Origin of the sequence: Hydrogenispora ethanolica (assembly GCF_004340685.1) — a bacterium.
Taxonomy (GTDB): domain Bacteria; phylum Bacillota; class UBA4882; order UBA8346; family UBA8346; genus Hydrogenispora; species Hydrogenispora ethanolica.
Genome location: NZ_SLUN01000007.1, coordinates 61,939 through 77,202, shown reverse-complemented (window position 1 = coordinate 77,202; position 15,264 = coordinate 61,939). Strand labels below are relative to the sequence as shown.

The 15,264-nt window shown below is 56.7% G+C and carries 10 protein-coding genes; 3 read left to right on the top strand and 7 right to left on the bottom strand.

Features of this window, described 5'->3' with window-relative positions; translation table 11 throughout:
• Positions 1-432: 432 nt before the first annotated feature.
• Positions 433-2,808, bottom strand: coding sequence for a putative bifunctional diguanylate cyclase/phosphodiesterase (locus tag EDC14_RS07940; RefSeq protein WP_165907881.1), 2,376 nt, complete (start codon positions 2,806-2,808; stop codon positions 433-435).
• A 169-nt stretch (positions 2,809-2,977) separates the two neighbouring features.
• Positions 2,978-3,403 (bottom strand): lipocalin-like domain-containing protein, encoded by a 426-nt coding sequence (locus tag EDC14_RS07935; protein ID WP_132013746.1) that lies wholly within the window; start codon positions 3,401-3,403, stop codon positions 2,978-2,980.
• Between the two features lie 97 nt (positions 3,404-3,500).
• Between EDC14_RS07935 and EDC14_RS07930 the strand changes: the two genes are divergently transcribed.
• The 3 genes from EDC14_RS07930 (at position 3,501) to EDC14_RS07920 (ending at position 6,979) form a co-directional block, all read left to right on the top strand.
• On the top strand, positions 3,501-3,884 hold the full coding sequence (locus tag EDC14_RS07930; RefSeq protein ID WP_132013745.1) for a hypothetical protein: 384 nt from the start codon (positions 3,501-3,503) through the stop codon (positions 3,882-3,884).
• A gap of 32 nt (positions 3,885-3,916) precedes the next feature.
• Positions 3,917-4,954 carry a carbohydrate kinase family protein gene (locus tag EDC14_RS07925; RefSeq protein WP_243662851.1) on the top strand — a complete coding sequence of 346 codons (1,038 nt, stop codon included), beginning with the start codon at positions 3,917-3,919 and terminating at the stop codon, positions 4,952-4,954.
• Positions 4,955-5,107: 153 nt separating this feature from the next.
• The gene (locus tag EDC14_RS07920; RefSeq protein ID WP_132013744.1) at positions 5,108-6,979 is read left to right on the top strand and encodes an HD domain-containing phosphohydrolase; all 1,872 of its coding nucleotides are present in this window, start codon (positions 5,108-5,110) and stop codon (positions 6,977-6,979) included.
• A gap of 231 nt (positions 6,980-7,210) precedes the next feature.
• Here EDC14_RS07920 and EDC14_RS07915 read toward each other — a convergent pair whose 3' ends face one another.
• From EDC14_RS07915 to EDC14_RS07895, 5 genes are all read right to left on the bottom strand, one after another.
• The gene (locus tag EDC14_RS07915; RefSeq protein ID WP_132013743.1) at positions 7,211-8,503 is read right to left on the bottom strand and encodes a TolC family protein; all 1,293 of its coding nucleotides are present in this window, start codon (positions 8,501-8,503) and stop codon (positions 7,211-7,213) included.
• Positions 8,504-8,700: 197 nt separating this feature from the next.
• The gene (locus EDC14_RS07910; protein WP_132013742.1) at positions 8,701-11,820 is read right to left on the bottom strand and encodes an efflux RND transporter permease subunit; all 3,120 of its coding nucleotides are present in this window, start codon (positions 11,818-11,820) and stop codon (positions 8,701-8,703) included.
• 48 nt (positions 11,821-11,868) lie between these two features.
• Positions 11,869-12,930, bottom strand: a complete 1,062-nt coding sequence (locus EDC14_RS07905) for an efflux RND transporter periplasmic adaptor subunit (protein ID WP_132013741.1) — start codon at positions 12,928-12,930, stop codon at positions 11,869-11,871.
• 209 nt (positions 12,931-13,139) lie between these two features.
• Positions 13,140-13,730 carry a TetR/AcrR family transcriptional regulator gene (locus EDC14_RS07900; protein WP_132013740.1) on the bottom strand — a complete coding sequence of 197 codons (591 nt, stop codon included), beginning with the start codon at positions 13,728-13,730 and terminating at the stop codon, positions 13,140-13,142.
• Between the two features lie 344 nt (positions 13,731-14,074).
• Positions 14,075-15,067: a Gfo/Idh/MocA family protein gene (locus EDC14_RS07895; RefSeq protein WP_132013739.1), complete on the bottom strand. Its 993-nt coding sequence runs from the start codon at positions 15,065-15,067 to the stop codon at positions 14,075-14,077.
• Positions 15,068-15,264: the final 197 nt, after the last annotated feature.

The following is a 15,264-nucleotide window of genomic DNA, read 5'->3' as shown; positions in this document are numbered from 1 at the left end:
CGCTATTCCAAGGAAGCTGTTCCGTCACTGAATCAGCTTCCGCGGTGACCGGGCGAACCTGCGCGGTTATGGTGTGAGCTTGCACAGCGACCGGGCGATCATCGGCAATCATGGTGCGAGCTTACACAGTTACTGTGCGAGGATGCGCAGTTACTGTGTAAGGATACGCAGTGACCGGGCGAGTTCGCACCATTACCGTGTGAGCATGCACAATTACTGTGTGAGAAAGCGCCATGACTGCGCGGGCTGCTTCGGAAGCGGAAGGAGCATCCCCGGGAACCGGACGATCATGGAGAGCTGCTCCAGGAGAAACTGCGGCGAGAGAAGCCGCTTACCCAGTCATTGATGAGAACGGGCGAGGAACGGGAAGCGGGATTTCGGGAGAGCCGTGGAAATGACGGACGGGAGCGGGTTCCAGAAAGGCCGCCGCGATCAGGCCAGGTTCGCGGCGGCGATTTCGCGGGCCGTCTGCTCCGGCAGCGGCCGGCCCAGCAGGAAGCCCTGGGCAATATCGCACTGGTGCCGGCCCAGCGATGCCAGTTGCTCTTCGGTCTCCACCCCTTCGGCGACCACCGTCAGGCCGATCTTGTGAGCCAGCTCGATGATGGAGGCCACCAACTGGCTGGAGGTATTGTCGGCGCTGATGTCGGCGATGAACGAGCGATCGATCTTGACGATCTGGATCGGCAGTTGCTTCAGGTAATTGAGCGAGGAGTACCCTGTGCCGAAATCATCCAGACAGACGGTGATGCCCAAATCAGCCAGGGTCTTGAGCTTCTCGATGTTCTCCTCGAGCGATTCCATCAAGACGGTTTCGGTGATCTCGATGCAGATGTTTTCGGGAAGGATCCCTTCCCGGGCAATGATCTCCCGCACCGCCCCGGCGAAGTTTTCGCGCCGCAACTGGACCGCGGATACGTTCAGGGAGACCAGGAAATGGCGGAGTCCGGCCCGGTGGAGGGTTTTGATGAATTGGCAGACATTCTCGAGGACCCAGATCCCGATCTCATGGATCAAGCCGCTCTCTTCGGCGATGCGAATGAACTTCAGCGGCGGCATGACGCCGTATTCCGGCCGGCGCCAGCGGATCAGCGCTTCAAAGCCGGAGATCCGGTTGGTCCTCAGATCGGTCTGCGGCTGGTATTCCAGGAAGAATTCCTGGTTCTGAAGCGCCTGGCGCAGGCCGTTCTCCAAGGTGGTCTGCTCCAGAATCCGTTCGTTCATGGCATGGTTGTAGAGAAAATAACTTCGTTTTCCGGCGGCCTTGGCTTGATACATCGCGATGTCCGCGTTCTTCAGGAGCTGTTCGGCGCTGTCAGCATGGTCGGGGAAGACGGCGATCCCCATGCTGACCGTCACAAAGAAAGAATGCCGGCCGATCTTGAAAAAGTTCCCGAATTGAGCCATGATCCGATCGGCGCAGCGCTGCACGGAGAGGCCGTCTTGAAGATCTTCCAGCAGCACCACGAACTCATCCCCGCCGAGCCGGGCGACGAGATATTCCCGGTCCAGGGCGGACAGGATGCGGCGGCCCACTTCCACCAGTAATTGATCCCCGACCGAATGGCCGTAGGAATCATTGATATTCTTAAAGTTATCGATATCAATGAAGACGATCGCCATCTCCCCCGGCGGATCCTGCAGTTTGTGAACGGCCAGGGTCAGCCGTTCCAGCAGCATGGTCCGGTTGGGAAGGCCCGTCAGCAGGTCGTAATAGGCCAAACGGTGAATGATGTCTTCCTGGGTCTTGCGCTCGGTGATGTCCGTCAGCGTTCCGGTGAGCCGGACAAAGCGGCGACGCTCGTTACGGACGGCCCCGCCGCGGACCAAAAACCATTTGTAGTTCCCATCCCGCAGCCGGACCCGGCTCTCAAAATAGATCTCCGGCTTCTTCCGGTGCAGGTTGATCCGGTACAATTCGTCGAAACGCTGCCGATCGTCGGAGTGGATCACCTGTTCCAAAAAAGACTGGATATCGGCGTTGATCTCCGCGAGTTCCCTACCGAGCGCTGCGCAGAATGCCGGAGGCAGGTACAGGTGTTTGGCGACGATATCCCAATCCCAAACGATTACCTTGGAGCCCTCCTGGGCCAGGCGGGAACGCTCCTCGCTGACCGCCAGTTGCTCCTGGGTGATCCGCAGTTCATTGTATTGTTGATCCAGTTTCTGCTTAGAATGGGCCAGATCTTTATAGAGGCGGATCAGTTCGCGATGATTCTCCAGCAGCCTGCGTTCGGACTCGGCCCGTTCGGTGATGTCCAGCCCCATGATCTCAATGCAGTCCGGGGTATTCAGGCCGCCCCGCACCCAATGAATATTCCACAACGCGTTGATAACCTGTCCGGACCGGCCGCGCAATGGGAATTCATAATTGTGGATCGTCCGGTCGAGACTGCCCGATTGGAGGGCCGCGGTAATCCGGGCCAGGATGTCGCCACCGATGAGATCGGCGATGGACTTAACCCCGACCAAGGCGCTTTTTTCATACTTCAACTTCATTTCGGCGAATTGATTCAGATCGACGATCCGGCCATCCCGGTCAAACTGGATGATGATGATCTCCGCGGCGTCAATGGCGCTGTTGGAAAGCTTCTCGACGTTCGACAGCCGTTTGCGGAGTTCCCGGTTGGAAAGGCTCAACGCCGCCAAGCCGAGCGCCAGGCAAACGAGGGCCGCGATCAGCCATGAATTCCAAATCCCCCCGGCATTCCCCTTCAGCGTCCGCAGCAAAACAAGATAACTGCCGCTCCCGGCAATAAACAGCAGGATCGCCAGCATCCAGCGACAAGATTGATTTTTCGGATTCATCCCGCGTAGCATTTCCGACGGTCCCTTTTCACATGTATCTTCCTGTCCCCCGCTCGCTCGGGGTGTTGATAGCCAATTCATTGAACTCATTCTTCAGGCCGTGCTTTTCCATGCGCTGGGGCATGAACCCTGGCAAGACCCACCGCCGCTCACCGGCGCCGGTGCTGACTCAAGTCGCTTCCGAACCCCGGCGGCGTTCCCAAACCAGGCGGTGCTCGCTCTGATCCTCGACAGCACCGAGGGTCAAGCGTTCCCCCTCGAAGCGGCAGTTCCGCACCTGAGTCTGACCGACCCACTCGGCGATGGAACAGACCTCCAAGTGATGGCGGACGGTCTCCCCCGCTACTTCAAAACGGCCGCAAAAACTGAAGAAGCCTAATGCCGACGCATTGGGCTGCATCCATTTGCGGAAAAGGGCCTCCATCCCGTTGACGTCGGCGGGCGATTGCATTACCGTAACGGTTACATACCCATGCGGGTGATAGATCAGATAACCCACCGGCCTTTCGCCGAACGGCCGCGCGATCTTCTGACTCGGATTCAAGACCTCCCAGGAGACGAGTTTCCAGACGCCAACCAAATCTTGAACCTGCATCGGGTGGACCTCCTTCGGGGCCAATCCCGCGGCAAGGGAGCCTTGCCGGCAGAACTGGAGTATTTTTATAAACCCCCTGGGAATATTTCTTGAATAAATGCATTTATCCTTTAGCGACTTCCGTTTGTTTTCCAAAAAAACGGCTTTTTTTATAAAAAGAAGCCCTCGCGAAATGGGCTTGCTTTTCGGGGGATATTTCAATACTATAGAAATTGAAACCGATCATGATATCCTTTTCCATCCGAATGCCAGGCGGAGCGAGCAGGAGGGGGCGCAGTTTGATTCCTGCGCCGGATCGCGGAAAATTGCTTGCGATCGTTCTATCGGCATCGCCATCGGTCTTATCCAGCCAAAGACCGGTTATCCCATGGTGGCAGCTTTATCCGGAGGCGGCCCTACAGCGTGGCTGCCTGCCGGCTCTGAGCATGCCTATACGCCCCATCCCTGCCGACCGGAGATCAAGGTGTTGCATCCAAAATAATAAAATAAAGACTTTCATTCGAGGTGAGAATCATGCGCAATGGCATTATCGCCGCGGGCAACTGGATTGTGGACCAGGTCAAATTGATCGACGCCTGGCCGGAACGGGGCATGCTGGCCAACATTCTGGAGGAGTACCGGGGCACCGGCGGCGCGCCGTTTAATGTCCTGGTCGATCTGGCCAAGCTGCAAAGCGGCCTGCCGCTGTATGCGGCCGGGATGATCGGCCGGGATCCGGACGGCGACTTCATCCTGGAAGTCCTGGCTCAAAACGGGATCGACATCCGGCACATGACCCGTACCGCCGAACAGTCCACCTCCATTACCCAGGTGATGACCGAGGCCGGCAGCGGAGTCCGGACCTTCTTTCATTCCCGGGGAGCCAACGCGCTGCTCGATCTGGAGCATCTGACCGGGCTGGAAACCTCGGCCAAGATTTTTCATCTGGGTTACCTGTTGCTCCTGGATAAGCTGGACGGTCCCGATCCCCAATACGGCGTCAAGGCGGCCCGCCTGCTGCACCGGCTGCGGGAAGAGGGCTACCGGACCTCGGTGGATGTCGTCTCCGAGGCCAGCGACAGATTCCGGCGGATCGTCATCCCCTGCCTGCCCTATATCGATTATCTGATCGTCAACGAGATCGAGGCCGGAGCCTCGGTGGGCTACCCGCTCCGCGACTCCGACCGGCAGATCGTCCCCGCCAAGCTGGCGGCGGCCGCTCAAACATTGCTGGATAGCGGGGTCAACCAATTGGTGGCGGTCCATTTTCCCGAGGGCGCTTACGCGATCCCCAAAGGAGGGCGGGGCGTCTTCGTCCCCTCTTTCGAGATGGAAAGCGCCGCGATCAAAGGGACCGTCGGCGCGGGTGACGCTTTCTGCGCGGCGATGCTGTTCGGCATTCACCAGGATTGGCCGCTCTTCGACACGGTCCGGCTGGCTAACGCCAATGCCCGTTTCTGCTTGACCGACGCCACTTCGACCGGGGGCGCGGTGCCGCTCGGCGTCATCCGGGAATATCTGCGCACCGCCCGGCCCCGTCCTTTCGAAGCATTATTCGACAAAAACCAGTGAATATCTGGAAAAGAAAACCTACCAGCTCAGATAAATTTTGTGTTAAAATATAGGGTATACAGGATGAAATCAATTCCATAATGTATCCATTATGGTCGGCTTTAGGCGCAACCCGTATCATCAAAATTTCGGCGATTGCTTGGGAAGAACCGGATGAAATATTATCACAACGCCATCAAACTTCAAGCCTATTACAGAGTCAGGAAAACGCTCTCCCGGATCCAGGCGGAGAATGCAATCCGCTTATTACAGACGAAACGTTTTCATTCCCAAATGTTTCAACTGTTCCCGGAAGCGCAACTCATTCTGGAGAAGGGCCGGATCGTCGCGGCGAATCCCGCCGCCCTCCGCTTATTTGCCGCAAGCCACTCCGAGCAATTATGCGGCCGATCCCTTTTAGAGCTGGCGTTGCCCGAAGTCCGTTCCGCACTGGCCGCCAGGCTTCAAGTGGCTGGCGCCGCCGAACCGGCGGTTCGTACCGGCGTGGAAGCGTATCAGCGGTTGGACGGCTCGGTGGCTGAGATTGCCACTTGGGAAATTGCACTGCCTTTTCCGGGCCGCGTGTTATGGTTCGGCCGCGCCGCCGCGGCGGCGGGAGGGGCGCAGGTTGCGCCGGGGTCCGGCGATCAACGTTTTCAGGATCTGTTTCATAGCCTCGGCGACCCGGTGATCCTTTGTGATATCGCCAAACCTTTCCTCATCCGTGAAGTGAACGCCACAGCCTGTCAAACGCTAGGCTATGCCCGGGAAGAGCTCCTGGGTCAACCGAGCCAGCTGATTATCGCTCCCGAATGGCGCGCCCAGGCGCCGAAGATCGCCCAGAGACTCCAGGAGAACGGCAAGATTTGTTTTGAAACCGTCCATCAGTGCCGCGACGGAGCGCGCATCCCAGTAGAGGTCAACGGCCTGCTGCTGGAGCTGGACGGCCGGCCGCTGCTGCTTGCGGTCGCCCGGGACATCAGCGAGCGCAAAAAGATGGAGGCCAAGCTCAAAAAGCTGACCTTCAACGACCAGGTGACCGGGGTCTATAACCGCGCCTTTCTCGAAGAAGAGCTGAAAAAACTGGATAAACAAAACAGTGCCGCTTATGGCGTCATTCTCGGCGACATTAACGGTCTGAAGCTGGTGAATGATACCTTCGGCCACGAGACCGGCGACCGGTTTCTGCGCCGGGCCGCCAAACTCCTTCAGGAGGCCTGCGGCAAAGCGGATCTCATCGCCCGCTGGGGCGGCGACGAGTTCGCCATCGTGGTACCGGACCCCGATGTCCAAGCCATCGAACGGCTCTGCCGCCGGATCCGCAAGCGTTTCCTGTCCAGCGAATCGCAACCGGTCACGCTCAGCATCGCCTTGGGCTTTGCCGTCAAGGAAACCCCCAACCAGACCTACCGCGAGGTCCTCAAAGAGGCCGACGAACGGATGTACCGCAATAAGCTGCTGGAACAGAACAAATCCTACAATTCGTTGCTGGTCTCGCTCCAAACCGATCTGGCCGGTCAGTACCAGGAGACCGACGAGCATTCGCGGCGCCTCAAAGAACTGGCTCAAAGGATGGGCGAGGTCCTGGACCTTTCCATGCTGGAAAAGGACAACCTGGCCCTGCTGGCGACCCTGCACGACATCGGCAAAGTGGCGGTGCCCAGTTCCATTCTGGGCAAGCCCGGTCCCCTGACCCCGCTGGAATTCGACATCATCCAGAAACATCCCGAGGTAGGCTACAGAATCGCCAAACTGTATCTGAACCATATCGCCGAAGGGATCCTGACCCACCACGAGCGCTGGGACGGCACCGGCTATCCGCTCGGGCTGAAGGGCGAACAGATTCCGCTCATTTCGCGGATCATCGCCATCGTTGACGCCTTTGACGCCATGACCCACGACCGGGTCTACCGTAAGGCGCTGCGGTTGGAAGACGCCCTGACCGAGATCGCCCGCAATTCGGGCAGCCAATTCGATCCCCAGCTGGTCCAGATCTTTTTAAACTTCTTCGATCAGCCGGTCCCTAACGTCCTGCTTGAACGATAGCTCCGGCGCATGATCCGCCGTCCGTCCCCTGCCGGCCGTAGTGCTCCCCTTTGCCATTCAGCCGTTTTGGAAATCAGCCTCTGAGCCAGCTGCCGCCCATCCAATTCCGGAGCAATCTTCGATTTTCCGGTCAATCTTTGTTATAAAAAAATCAAAGCCCCCCTTTTTTGGGGAGCTTTGGTTGATAAGAAAATATCGCGCAAGCATCGCGGAATTCCCGTCTGCTGCCGGTTACTTGCCGACCACCAGATCAATTTTAGCCTCGGCCACCAGGTAGGAGACGACGCCCTGGTAGTAGCCGCTCAAAGCTTGATCCAGCGCCAGCTGCGCATCCATGATATCCATGGTGGTCGCCAGACCGGCGTCGAAACGGGCCTGAGTCAGGCGGAGCGATTCCTTCGCCAAGTCGATATTGGCTTGATTGGCACGGGTCGTTTCGATGCCTTCCGCCAGGTTTTGGAGCGACTGTTCGGCGTCCAGCCGGATCTGATCCTTCAGGTCCGCCTCTTTGATGGCAATCAGTTCTTCATTCCCTTTGGCCTGGGCGATCTTGGGCTTGGTGGTGAAACCGAAATCGCCTTTGACACCGATCGTCAATGACCAGAGATTCTTCCATCCGTCAAAGCCAAAATCTTTGGCGGCCCCGCTATAAGAAGCGCTCAGGGCGACATCCGGCTTATACCCGGCCTTCACCAGCTCCGTCTGGACTTTGCTGATCTCCGCCGACTGGTGCATCTGGCGGATCTCCGGCCGGTCCTGGTAAGCGGCGTCCAATACCTGTTGCAATTGGTGGGTGACGGACGCCGGTAGCTGGAGTTTGGAGACGTCATAGGCCACCGTGTACTGTTTCTCCTTGGGCAGGCCGATGGTGGTCGCCAGTTGCAGTTTGGCCAAGGCCAACTGGTTCTGGGAGGCGATCACTTTCGGCTTGATCGTGTCCCGCTGCACTTCCGCGCGGAGCAGATCAAACTTGGACGAGGTGCCGACCTTGTAAAAGTTCTGGACCTGCTGGACGTGGTGGTTCAAGTTGTCGTAAGAAGACTGGTTCACCTTTAAAACCTGATCGGCCAGCCAGACGTTGTAATAAGCCTGCTTGACATTGTAGGTCAGGGTCTGCTTGGCTTTGCGCTCATCTTCTTTGGCCGATTCCAGTTTGATCTTGGCGAGTTTCAACGCGTTCTCGAGCTTGCCGCCGGTAAACAAGGGCAAGGTGCCGGTAATCCCGCCGGCTAACCGCGTTTTCTCCAAGCTATTGCCGATTTGATATTGCGCCGGGTCAGCCTGGCTGTAGCCCGCCTCATAGGAAAGGCTCGGCATGAAACCGGCTTCCGCCTCTTTCACCGCTTCCTGGGCGATGGCCACGTTTTTGGCGGCCAGCTTGATCTGCTGGTTATTCTGAAATGCCAGATCGATGCATTGATTCAGCGTCAATGTTTCCGGCTGAGCGAGAGCCGCGGCAAAACTGTTGGCCGGCAGCGCCAACGCCATCAATACCACCAGGCAGAGAATTACTTTTCGAAACATGGCTTATACAACCTCCTACATATTGATCTTCGGACCTGTCACCGGAACCAACGGACCCGGCGGATCTTACATTACAGATCTTCCCAAGATTTTCGCGAACCGGAGCGAAATTCCTCTCGCGCCGCCCAATCTATCAAAATAATCGAAAGGGGCTTCGCATGCCGGTTCCGGACTCTCCGCATAAAATTCCCAAAATCCTAACGTTCATATACTGCTTTCGGTTTCCGGCTCAATTTATCTTTCAGGCCCATGAAGAATTCACGGACTTGCTCAATTTTGGTATAGACGACCGGGACCACCACCAGGGTCATAAACATGGAACTGGTCAAACCGCCGATCAATGCCCAGCCGAGACCGGTCTTGTACTCCGAACCGACCGCCGCCGAGAAGGCCAGCGGCAACATGCCGAGGATCATCGTCAGGGTGGTCATCAGAATCGGCCGCAACCGTTCCTGGCCGGCTTCGAGCAAGGCGTCGTGAATACCCAGTCCTTGCTCCTCGCGCGCCCGGTTGGCGAAGTCCACCAACAGGATGGCGTTCTTGCTGACCAAGCCGACCAGCATGATGATGCCCATAATCGAGAAGACCGCCAGCGACTTCTGGGTCAGGCCCAGCGCCAGCAAGGCGCCGATGATGGCCAGCGGCACCGAGAAGAGCACCGCGAAGGGATAAATGAACGAGTTGTAAAGCGCCGCCATGATCAGGTAGACGAAGACGATCGCCGCGATGAGCGCCAGTCCCAGGCTGGCGAAGGATTCACCCATGGTCTTCAGGGTTCCGACCGGAGCCAGCTTGATCCCCTCCGGCAAACCTTTCTTCATTACGGCCTGCATGATATCGCGGCCGATATCGCCGCTGGCGCGGCCGATGGCTTGGGATGAAACGGTGATCGCATAGTACCGGTCGCGCCGCTCCACCTTGGTCGGTCCGGTGGACGGAACGATGCTGGCGAACTGACTCAACTTCACCAATTGGCCCGATTTGTTCATCACCGCCAGCTCGCCCAGGTCGGCGGTACGGCTGCGGTTGAACTCATCGAGCATCACATTGATCGCATACTCGGTGCCGTCCCGGTCCTGGAAGTTAGTATTATCGTCGCCGGCCATTGCGATCCGCAGGGTCTGGCCGACGGTGGCAATGTCCAGGCCCAAGCGGGCCATTTTTTTCCGGTCGATCTGAATCCTCATCTCCGGCTGGCCTTCCTCGGACGACAGCCGGACGTCGGAGGTGCCCGGAATCTGTTCGGCGATCTTTTTGACATCCTCGGCGGCGGCCATAACCCGGTTCCAGCTCGGACCGGAGACCGCCAGCTGGATCGGGGACGAACTGCCGCCGCCCATCAAGCCGGCTTGGGTAATATGAAGCTTGATCCCGGGGACTTTTTCAAATTTTTTAATTAATAATTGGCGTACCTCTTCCGTACTGTGCTTGCGTTCTTTCTTGGGAACAAGATTGACATAGAAATAGGCGCTGTTGGCCGTGGCGTTATTCTGACCGCCGACGCCGGCCGCGGTGAAGCAGGACTCGATCTCCGGCATCGCCGAGAGCTCTCTTTCAATCGTTTGGGTCAGCGCGTTGGTCTGATCCAATTTGGTCCCCATCGGCATCTCCAGCTGGATGGAGAGCACTCCCTGATCCGACTGGGGCATGAACTCGCTGCCGATGAAGCCCATGGGCACCAAGGCGACAGCGGCCACAAACAATACCGTGGCCAGGAACAGCACGAGCAGCGGATGTTTCAGACTGGCCCGGAGCACCGCCACATAATCTTTGGTCAGCGCGGCGTAGAATCGCTCAAACATCAGGCCGAACCGCCCTATCAGGGTTCCTTTGGTCAACTGCTCCAGCTTTCCAAATCTGGAAGCCAGCAAGGGGGTGACGGTGAAGGACACGAACAAGCTGGTCAGGGTGGAGACCACCATAACCAGGGCGAATTCGCGGATCATTCCGCCGATGATCCCCGAAACCAGGGCCAACGGCAGATAGACCACCACGTCCACCAGGGTGATGGAGAGCGCGGTGAAGCCGATCTCGTTCCGCCCTTTCAAGGCGGCGCTCCGCTTATCCTCGCCTTTCTCCAGATGGCGGTAGATATTCTCGAGCACCACGATGGCGTCGTCCACCAGAATACCAATGACCAGGGACAAGGCCAGCAAAGTGATGATGTTCAGACTGAATCCCAGGGCCCACATGCCGGTGAAGGTGGTCACCAGCGAAGTCGGGATGGCGATCATGACGATCAGCGAATTCCTGAAGCTGTGCAGAAAGACCAGCATCACCCCGGCCACCAGTAAAATGGCGAACAACAGGTCTTCCTTGACCGCGTTGGCCGAATCCACCGTATAGGTCGAGTTGTCCATGGCCACCGTGGCCTTTAAATTGTATTTCGCGTATTCCTTCTCGATCTCGGCCAGTTCCTTGCGGACGCCTTTGCTGACTTCGACGGCGTTGGCGTCGGATTGCTTCAGGATCATCACGCCGATGGTGGTCTTCCCGTTGATCCTGGTGATGACCACGCTTTCGGCCTTGCCGTCCTGGATCTCGGCCACATCGGAGAGTAAAATGTCGCCCGCCTCCGAACGGCTCACCACCAGCTCGCGGAGATCGTCAAGCGTCTCAAACCGGCCGGACAACCGCACCACAAACTGACTGTCCTGGTCCTTGACCGTTCCGGTGGGATACTCCAGGTTGGCGTTTTGCACCGCTTGGAGGACTTGGAGGACCGACAGGCCGTAGGATTGGAGCTTCTGGCGGTCGATATTGACCTTGATCTGGCGCTGATTGCCGCCCATCACCTCGACGTTGCCGACTCCGGAAACCTCGGAGAGCGACGGTTTGACAAAATCATCCATCAATTGATAAAACTGCGTATCTGGCAGATTGCTGGTGAAGCCGGCGATGATAATCGGCATGTCGTCCAAGGACACTTTAGAGACCGACGGACTGGTCACGTCGTCCGGCAATGCCGACAGGATCTGGTTGACCTTGCGCTGCACGTCCTGCAGGGCGAAGTCGATGTTGGCATCCTGTTTAAAGGAGACGGTAACCTGGGAGACTCCTTCCTGGGAGGTGGAGGTGATCGTGTCGATCTTATCCACGCCGGAGACCGCATCCTCGATCTTCTTGGTCACCAGGGACTCGACCGCGCTGGCGGAAGCTCCGTCATACTGGGTCGTAATACTGACCGTGGGGATGTTGATGTTCGGGAAAAGTTCATATTTCAATTGGCTGTAGCCGACCACGCCCAACAGGGTCAGGGCCAAAAAGATCACAATGATCAGGATCGGGCGTTTGATCGAAAGCTCGGTAATTGTCATTTCCTTTATCACCTACTTATTAAATTCCACGCTGCCCTTCAATCCAGTTCATTCCTTACCGGCGCTCACGATCTCCACGCCGATGTTCTCCTTCAAATTGTCCTGGCCGTTGACGACCACGGTCTCGCCTTCATTCAATCCTTGCAATACCATCAGCTTGGTACCGACTTCCGCTCCGATCACCAGATCCCGCAGTTTGGCTTTGTTCTCTTCCACGACGTACACCTGAGGATGCCTAATGCTCCCGACCAGCGCGTCACGGGGGATTACCAATCCTTCCTGACTGGCCAGATTGAAATAAACCCTGCCGTACATGCCGGATTTAAGCGGATACTTCTTGTCATAACTGGGGATTACCACCTGCACCGGGTAGGTGTGGGCATCGTCCGCCTTGGCGCTGATGAAATCGATTTTGCCGCTGAATTTGACCCCGGGATAGACGTCGGTCTCAATGGTGACCGGATCGCCTACTTTGATTTTGAAGGCGTGCTCTTCGGCGACATTCAGCTCCACCTTGAATTTGGAGATATCCACGACATTGGCGACCACCGTGCCCGCGTTGACCATCGAGCCCAGGTTCACCGGCCTGGAAGTGACCACCCCGGAGATGGGCGAGGTGATCACGGCGTTGCGGAACTGGCGTTTAGCCGTGATATATTGGGCTTCGGCCGCCTTGAAGGACAGGCGCTTCGATTCCAGCTCGGACTCGGAGATGAGCCCGTCTTTCTGGAGCGTGACATAGCGCTCCCAATCTTTCTTGGCTTTATCGTAACTGGTCTGCACCGACATAAAGTTGGCTTGGGCCAGCAGATCGTCCAGACGGACCAGCGGCGAACCGGCCGCGACATACGATCCTTCCTGAACCATGACCGCGGTGACTTTGCCCTGCTGTTCGGAGACGACCGCCAGATCGTTGTTGGCGGAGATGACTCCGACCTGGGACAGGTTTTCGCTCAGACTCTCATGGGCCACTTTGACCACGGAGACCGGATACGAGGTAATCGGGTTGAGTTTGGCTTTTTCAGTGATTTCGGCCTTGTTTTTAAATAAGGTAAAAACGATTAAACCGAGGAGTAAAACTGTTACCAAGATGGCAATCACTTTTTTCATCAATCATATCACCCTTGACTTTCCGCAAGATTTGCAAATCTCGTCTCGTTCGGAGCAAAGTACTCCATATTGTACAATAAATACTATACGATGGAAATATCTTCAAAGTTTGATCGTTTCATTACAGATTGGTTAAGAATATTCCCGGTTTGTCGCTTCCCTCCCGTCATCCCAAACGGTTTGAGTCCGCTATTTGGGGGAATTTACTTTCAGCGCCGGCGGATCGCCTTGCTCACAAAAGCATACATCTCCTCGACGTCAGCCAGCGTCTCGGTGGGATCTTCGCTGAAAACCATCAACTTGGCATACTCGCTGAAAGCGCTGAAGAAGAGCCGGGCGGTCTTCAGGTAGTCGTCGACTTCAAAAACGCCTTCCCGTACGCCCCGTTCCAATACTTGGGCGATGAGTTCGTGAACCTCCCTGGTCATCAGGTCGTGTTTCTTAAAATTCTTCCGGAAATACTTGAAGGTTTCCTCTCCTTTGAGCAACTGCAAAAAACCCCGGTTATCCCGGACCGTCTCCGCCACCAGCAGGAAAAATTCTACGATAAAACCGTGCAGCAGCTGTTCGGCCGGGTGGTCCTGTTCCAATAGTCGCTTGCTCCGGTTCATCAATTGCTCTTGAATCCGGCAGACGAAAGCATCGATCAATTCTTCTTTATTTTTGAAGTCATTATAAATGGAGCCCACACTGATCCCGGCTTCTTTGGCCACGTCCTGCATGGTCGTTTTGTCCAGGCCGAACCGGCACACCAGCCGCATGAAAGCATCGAGAATCTCGGTTTTCCGTTCCATTTGCATTTTCGTTCGCCTCGTTCATAATAGTATGGTGAACAGATGAATTATTTATATTTTTATTCAAACTTTATATTACCTGGCAAGAATGGCTTTGTCAATTACATTCTTGTAAATTCTCCCTTACCCGTTAATCATTAGGTTAGGGAGGAGCCGTTACAGCCCGGGAGCGCGCGGTCTTCCGGGCCCCGGCTTGCCAATGATTTACGAAAACGGCTTCACGTAAGAAAGGACCCTGCTCCGTTTTCCCCGTGGCGCAACATTTGTCGGGGCTAAACAGTCAAAAACCCCTGGGGGCCGGAGATGGCAACCCAGGGGTTTTTTATTTTGCTTCAGCCTGTGGCATGGGCTCAACCGGGGAGCGTCTCCCACTGCCCGGAAGCGGCCGACCGGAAGAGCGCGTCCAGGACTTTCATGTTGTTGACGGCATCCTCCGCCGGGATCGGCAGCGCGGCGCCGTTCGCAATGGCCTGGCCGAAGGCTTCGAATTCCAGGCGGTACTGATCCGCCGGCCCGATCTCCAGGATGCGGGTGGCCACGCCGGTCTGGACGGTCACTTTGGCCGGCACGTCCGCGGGCATGTTAAAAGGAATCTCCACGGTGATCGAGCCGCCGGTTCCAAAGACCTGGACCCGTTGCTGGGGAAAGGATTGAGTGCTCACGCTGAATAGGGCCCGGGCCGTTCCGAAATCCAACACGCCGTTGGTGAGCACGTCGGTCTGGAACTGCGGGTCGACATTCATGGCGCAGAAAACGCGCGACGGTTCGGCCTGCATCACGAAACGGGCCGTGGAAACGGCATAACAGCCGATGTCGTAGAGCGCGCCGCCGCCATTGGCCCGGATATTCCGGATATTCTTGGGGTCGTTGTTGGCGTAACTGAAGATGGTGTGAATGGCGCTGATCCGGCCGATCTCCTCGAACCGTACCAGCTCCAGGACCCGCTGCCACTGGGGATGGAGCCGGTACATGAAGGCCTCCATAATCTGAACGCCCTTTTCCCGGGCGTACGCGATCGCCGCAGCCGCCTCGGGGGCGTTCATCGCCAGCGGTTTTTCACAAATGATATGTTTGCCGGAGTCGGCGGAACGCCGGATCCATTCGGCATGCAGATCGTTGGGGAGGGGAATGTAGACGAAATCAACCGCCGGATCTTGCAACAGCCCCTCATAACTGGCGAAATGGTGGGGGATCCCGTAACGGGCCGCCGTTTCCCGGGCTTTCTCCCCATCCCGGGACGCGATCCCATAAACCGCGATGAATTCCGATTTTTGCAACGCCGGCAGGACCCGCGTGATAAAATGGCGCGAAGCTCCCAGGACGCCAAGCTTGAGTGTTTTCATGGCCAAAGCCTCCTTCGCTCGTAAGCATTGGAAATTGTATGCTGAGAGAATTTCAAATCTCTTCGGAAAAGCTTCGCAGCACAATATATTGATTGATATATCCGGGCTACTCACTATATATCGTATTGCGAAAGGAATATTATGGTAATTGAAATTCTCTTCGCTCAATGATTCCACGGAAAATGCTTTTTCCCTGT

Bases quoted from the DNA above. Each gene is read 5' to 3' on its own strand.
- EDC14_RS07925 (WP_243662851.1), top strand. From the start codon at position 3,917: ATGCGCAATGGCATTATCGCCGCGGGCAACTGGATTGTGGACCAGGTC.
- EDC14_RS07895 (WP_132013739.1), bottom strand. From the start codon at position 15,067: ATGAAAACACTCAAGCTTGGCGTCCTGGGAGCTTCGCGCCATTTTATC.
- EDC14_RS07920 (WP_132013744.1), top strand. From the start codon at position 5,108: ATGAAATATTATCACAACGCCATCAAACTTCAAGCCTATTACAGAGTC.
- EDC14_RS07905 (WP_132013741.1), bottom strand. From the start codon at position 12,930: ATGAAAAAAGTGATTGCCATCTTGGTAACAGTTTTACTCCTCGGTTTA.
- EDC14_RS07940 (WP_165907881.1), bottom strand. From the start codon at position 2,808: ATGAATCCGAAAAATCAATCTTGTCGCTGGATGCTGGCGATCCTGCTG.
- EDC14_RS07900 (WP_132013740.1), bottom strand. From the start codon at position 13,730: ATGCAAATGGAACGGAAAACCGAGATTCTCGATGCTTTCATGCGGCTG.
- EDC14_RS07910 (WP_132013742.1), bottom strand. From the start codon at position 11,820: ATGACAATTACCGAGCTTTCGATCAAACGCCCGATCCTGATCATTGTG.
- EDC14_RS07930 (WP_132013745.1), top strand. From the start codon at position 3,501: ATGCATTTATCCTTTAGCGACTTCCGTTTGTTTTCCAAAAAAACGGCT.
- EDC14_RS07915 (WP_132013743.1), bottom strand. From the start codon at position 8,503: ATGTTTCGAAAAGTAATTCTCTGCCTGGTGGTATTGATGGCGTTGGCG.
- EDC14_RS07935 (WP_132013746.1), bottom strand. From the start codon at position 3,403: ATGCAGGTTCAAGATTTGGTTGGCGTCTGGAAACTCGTCTCCTGGGAG.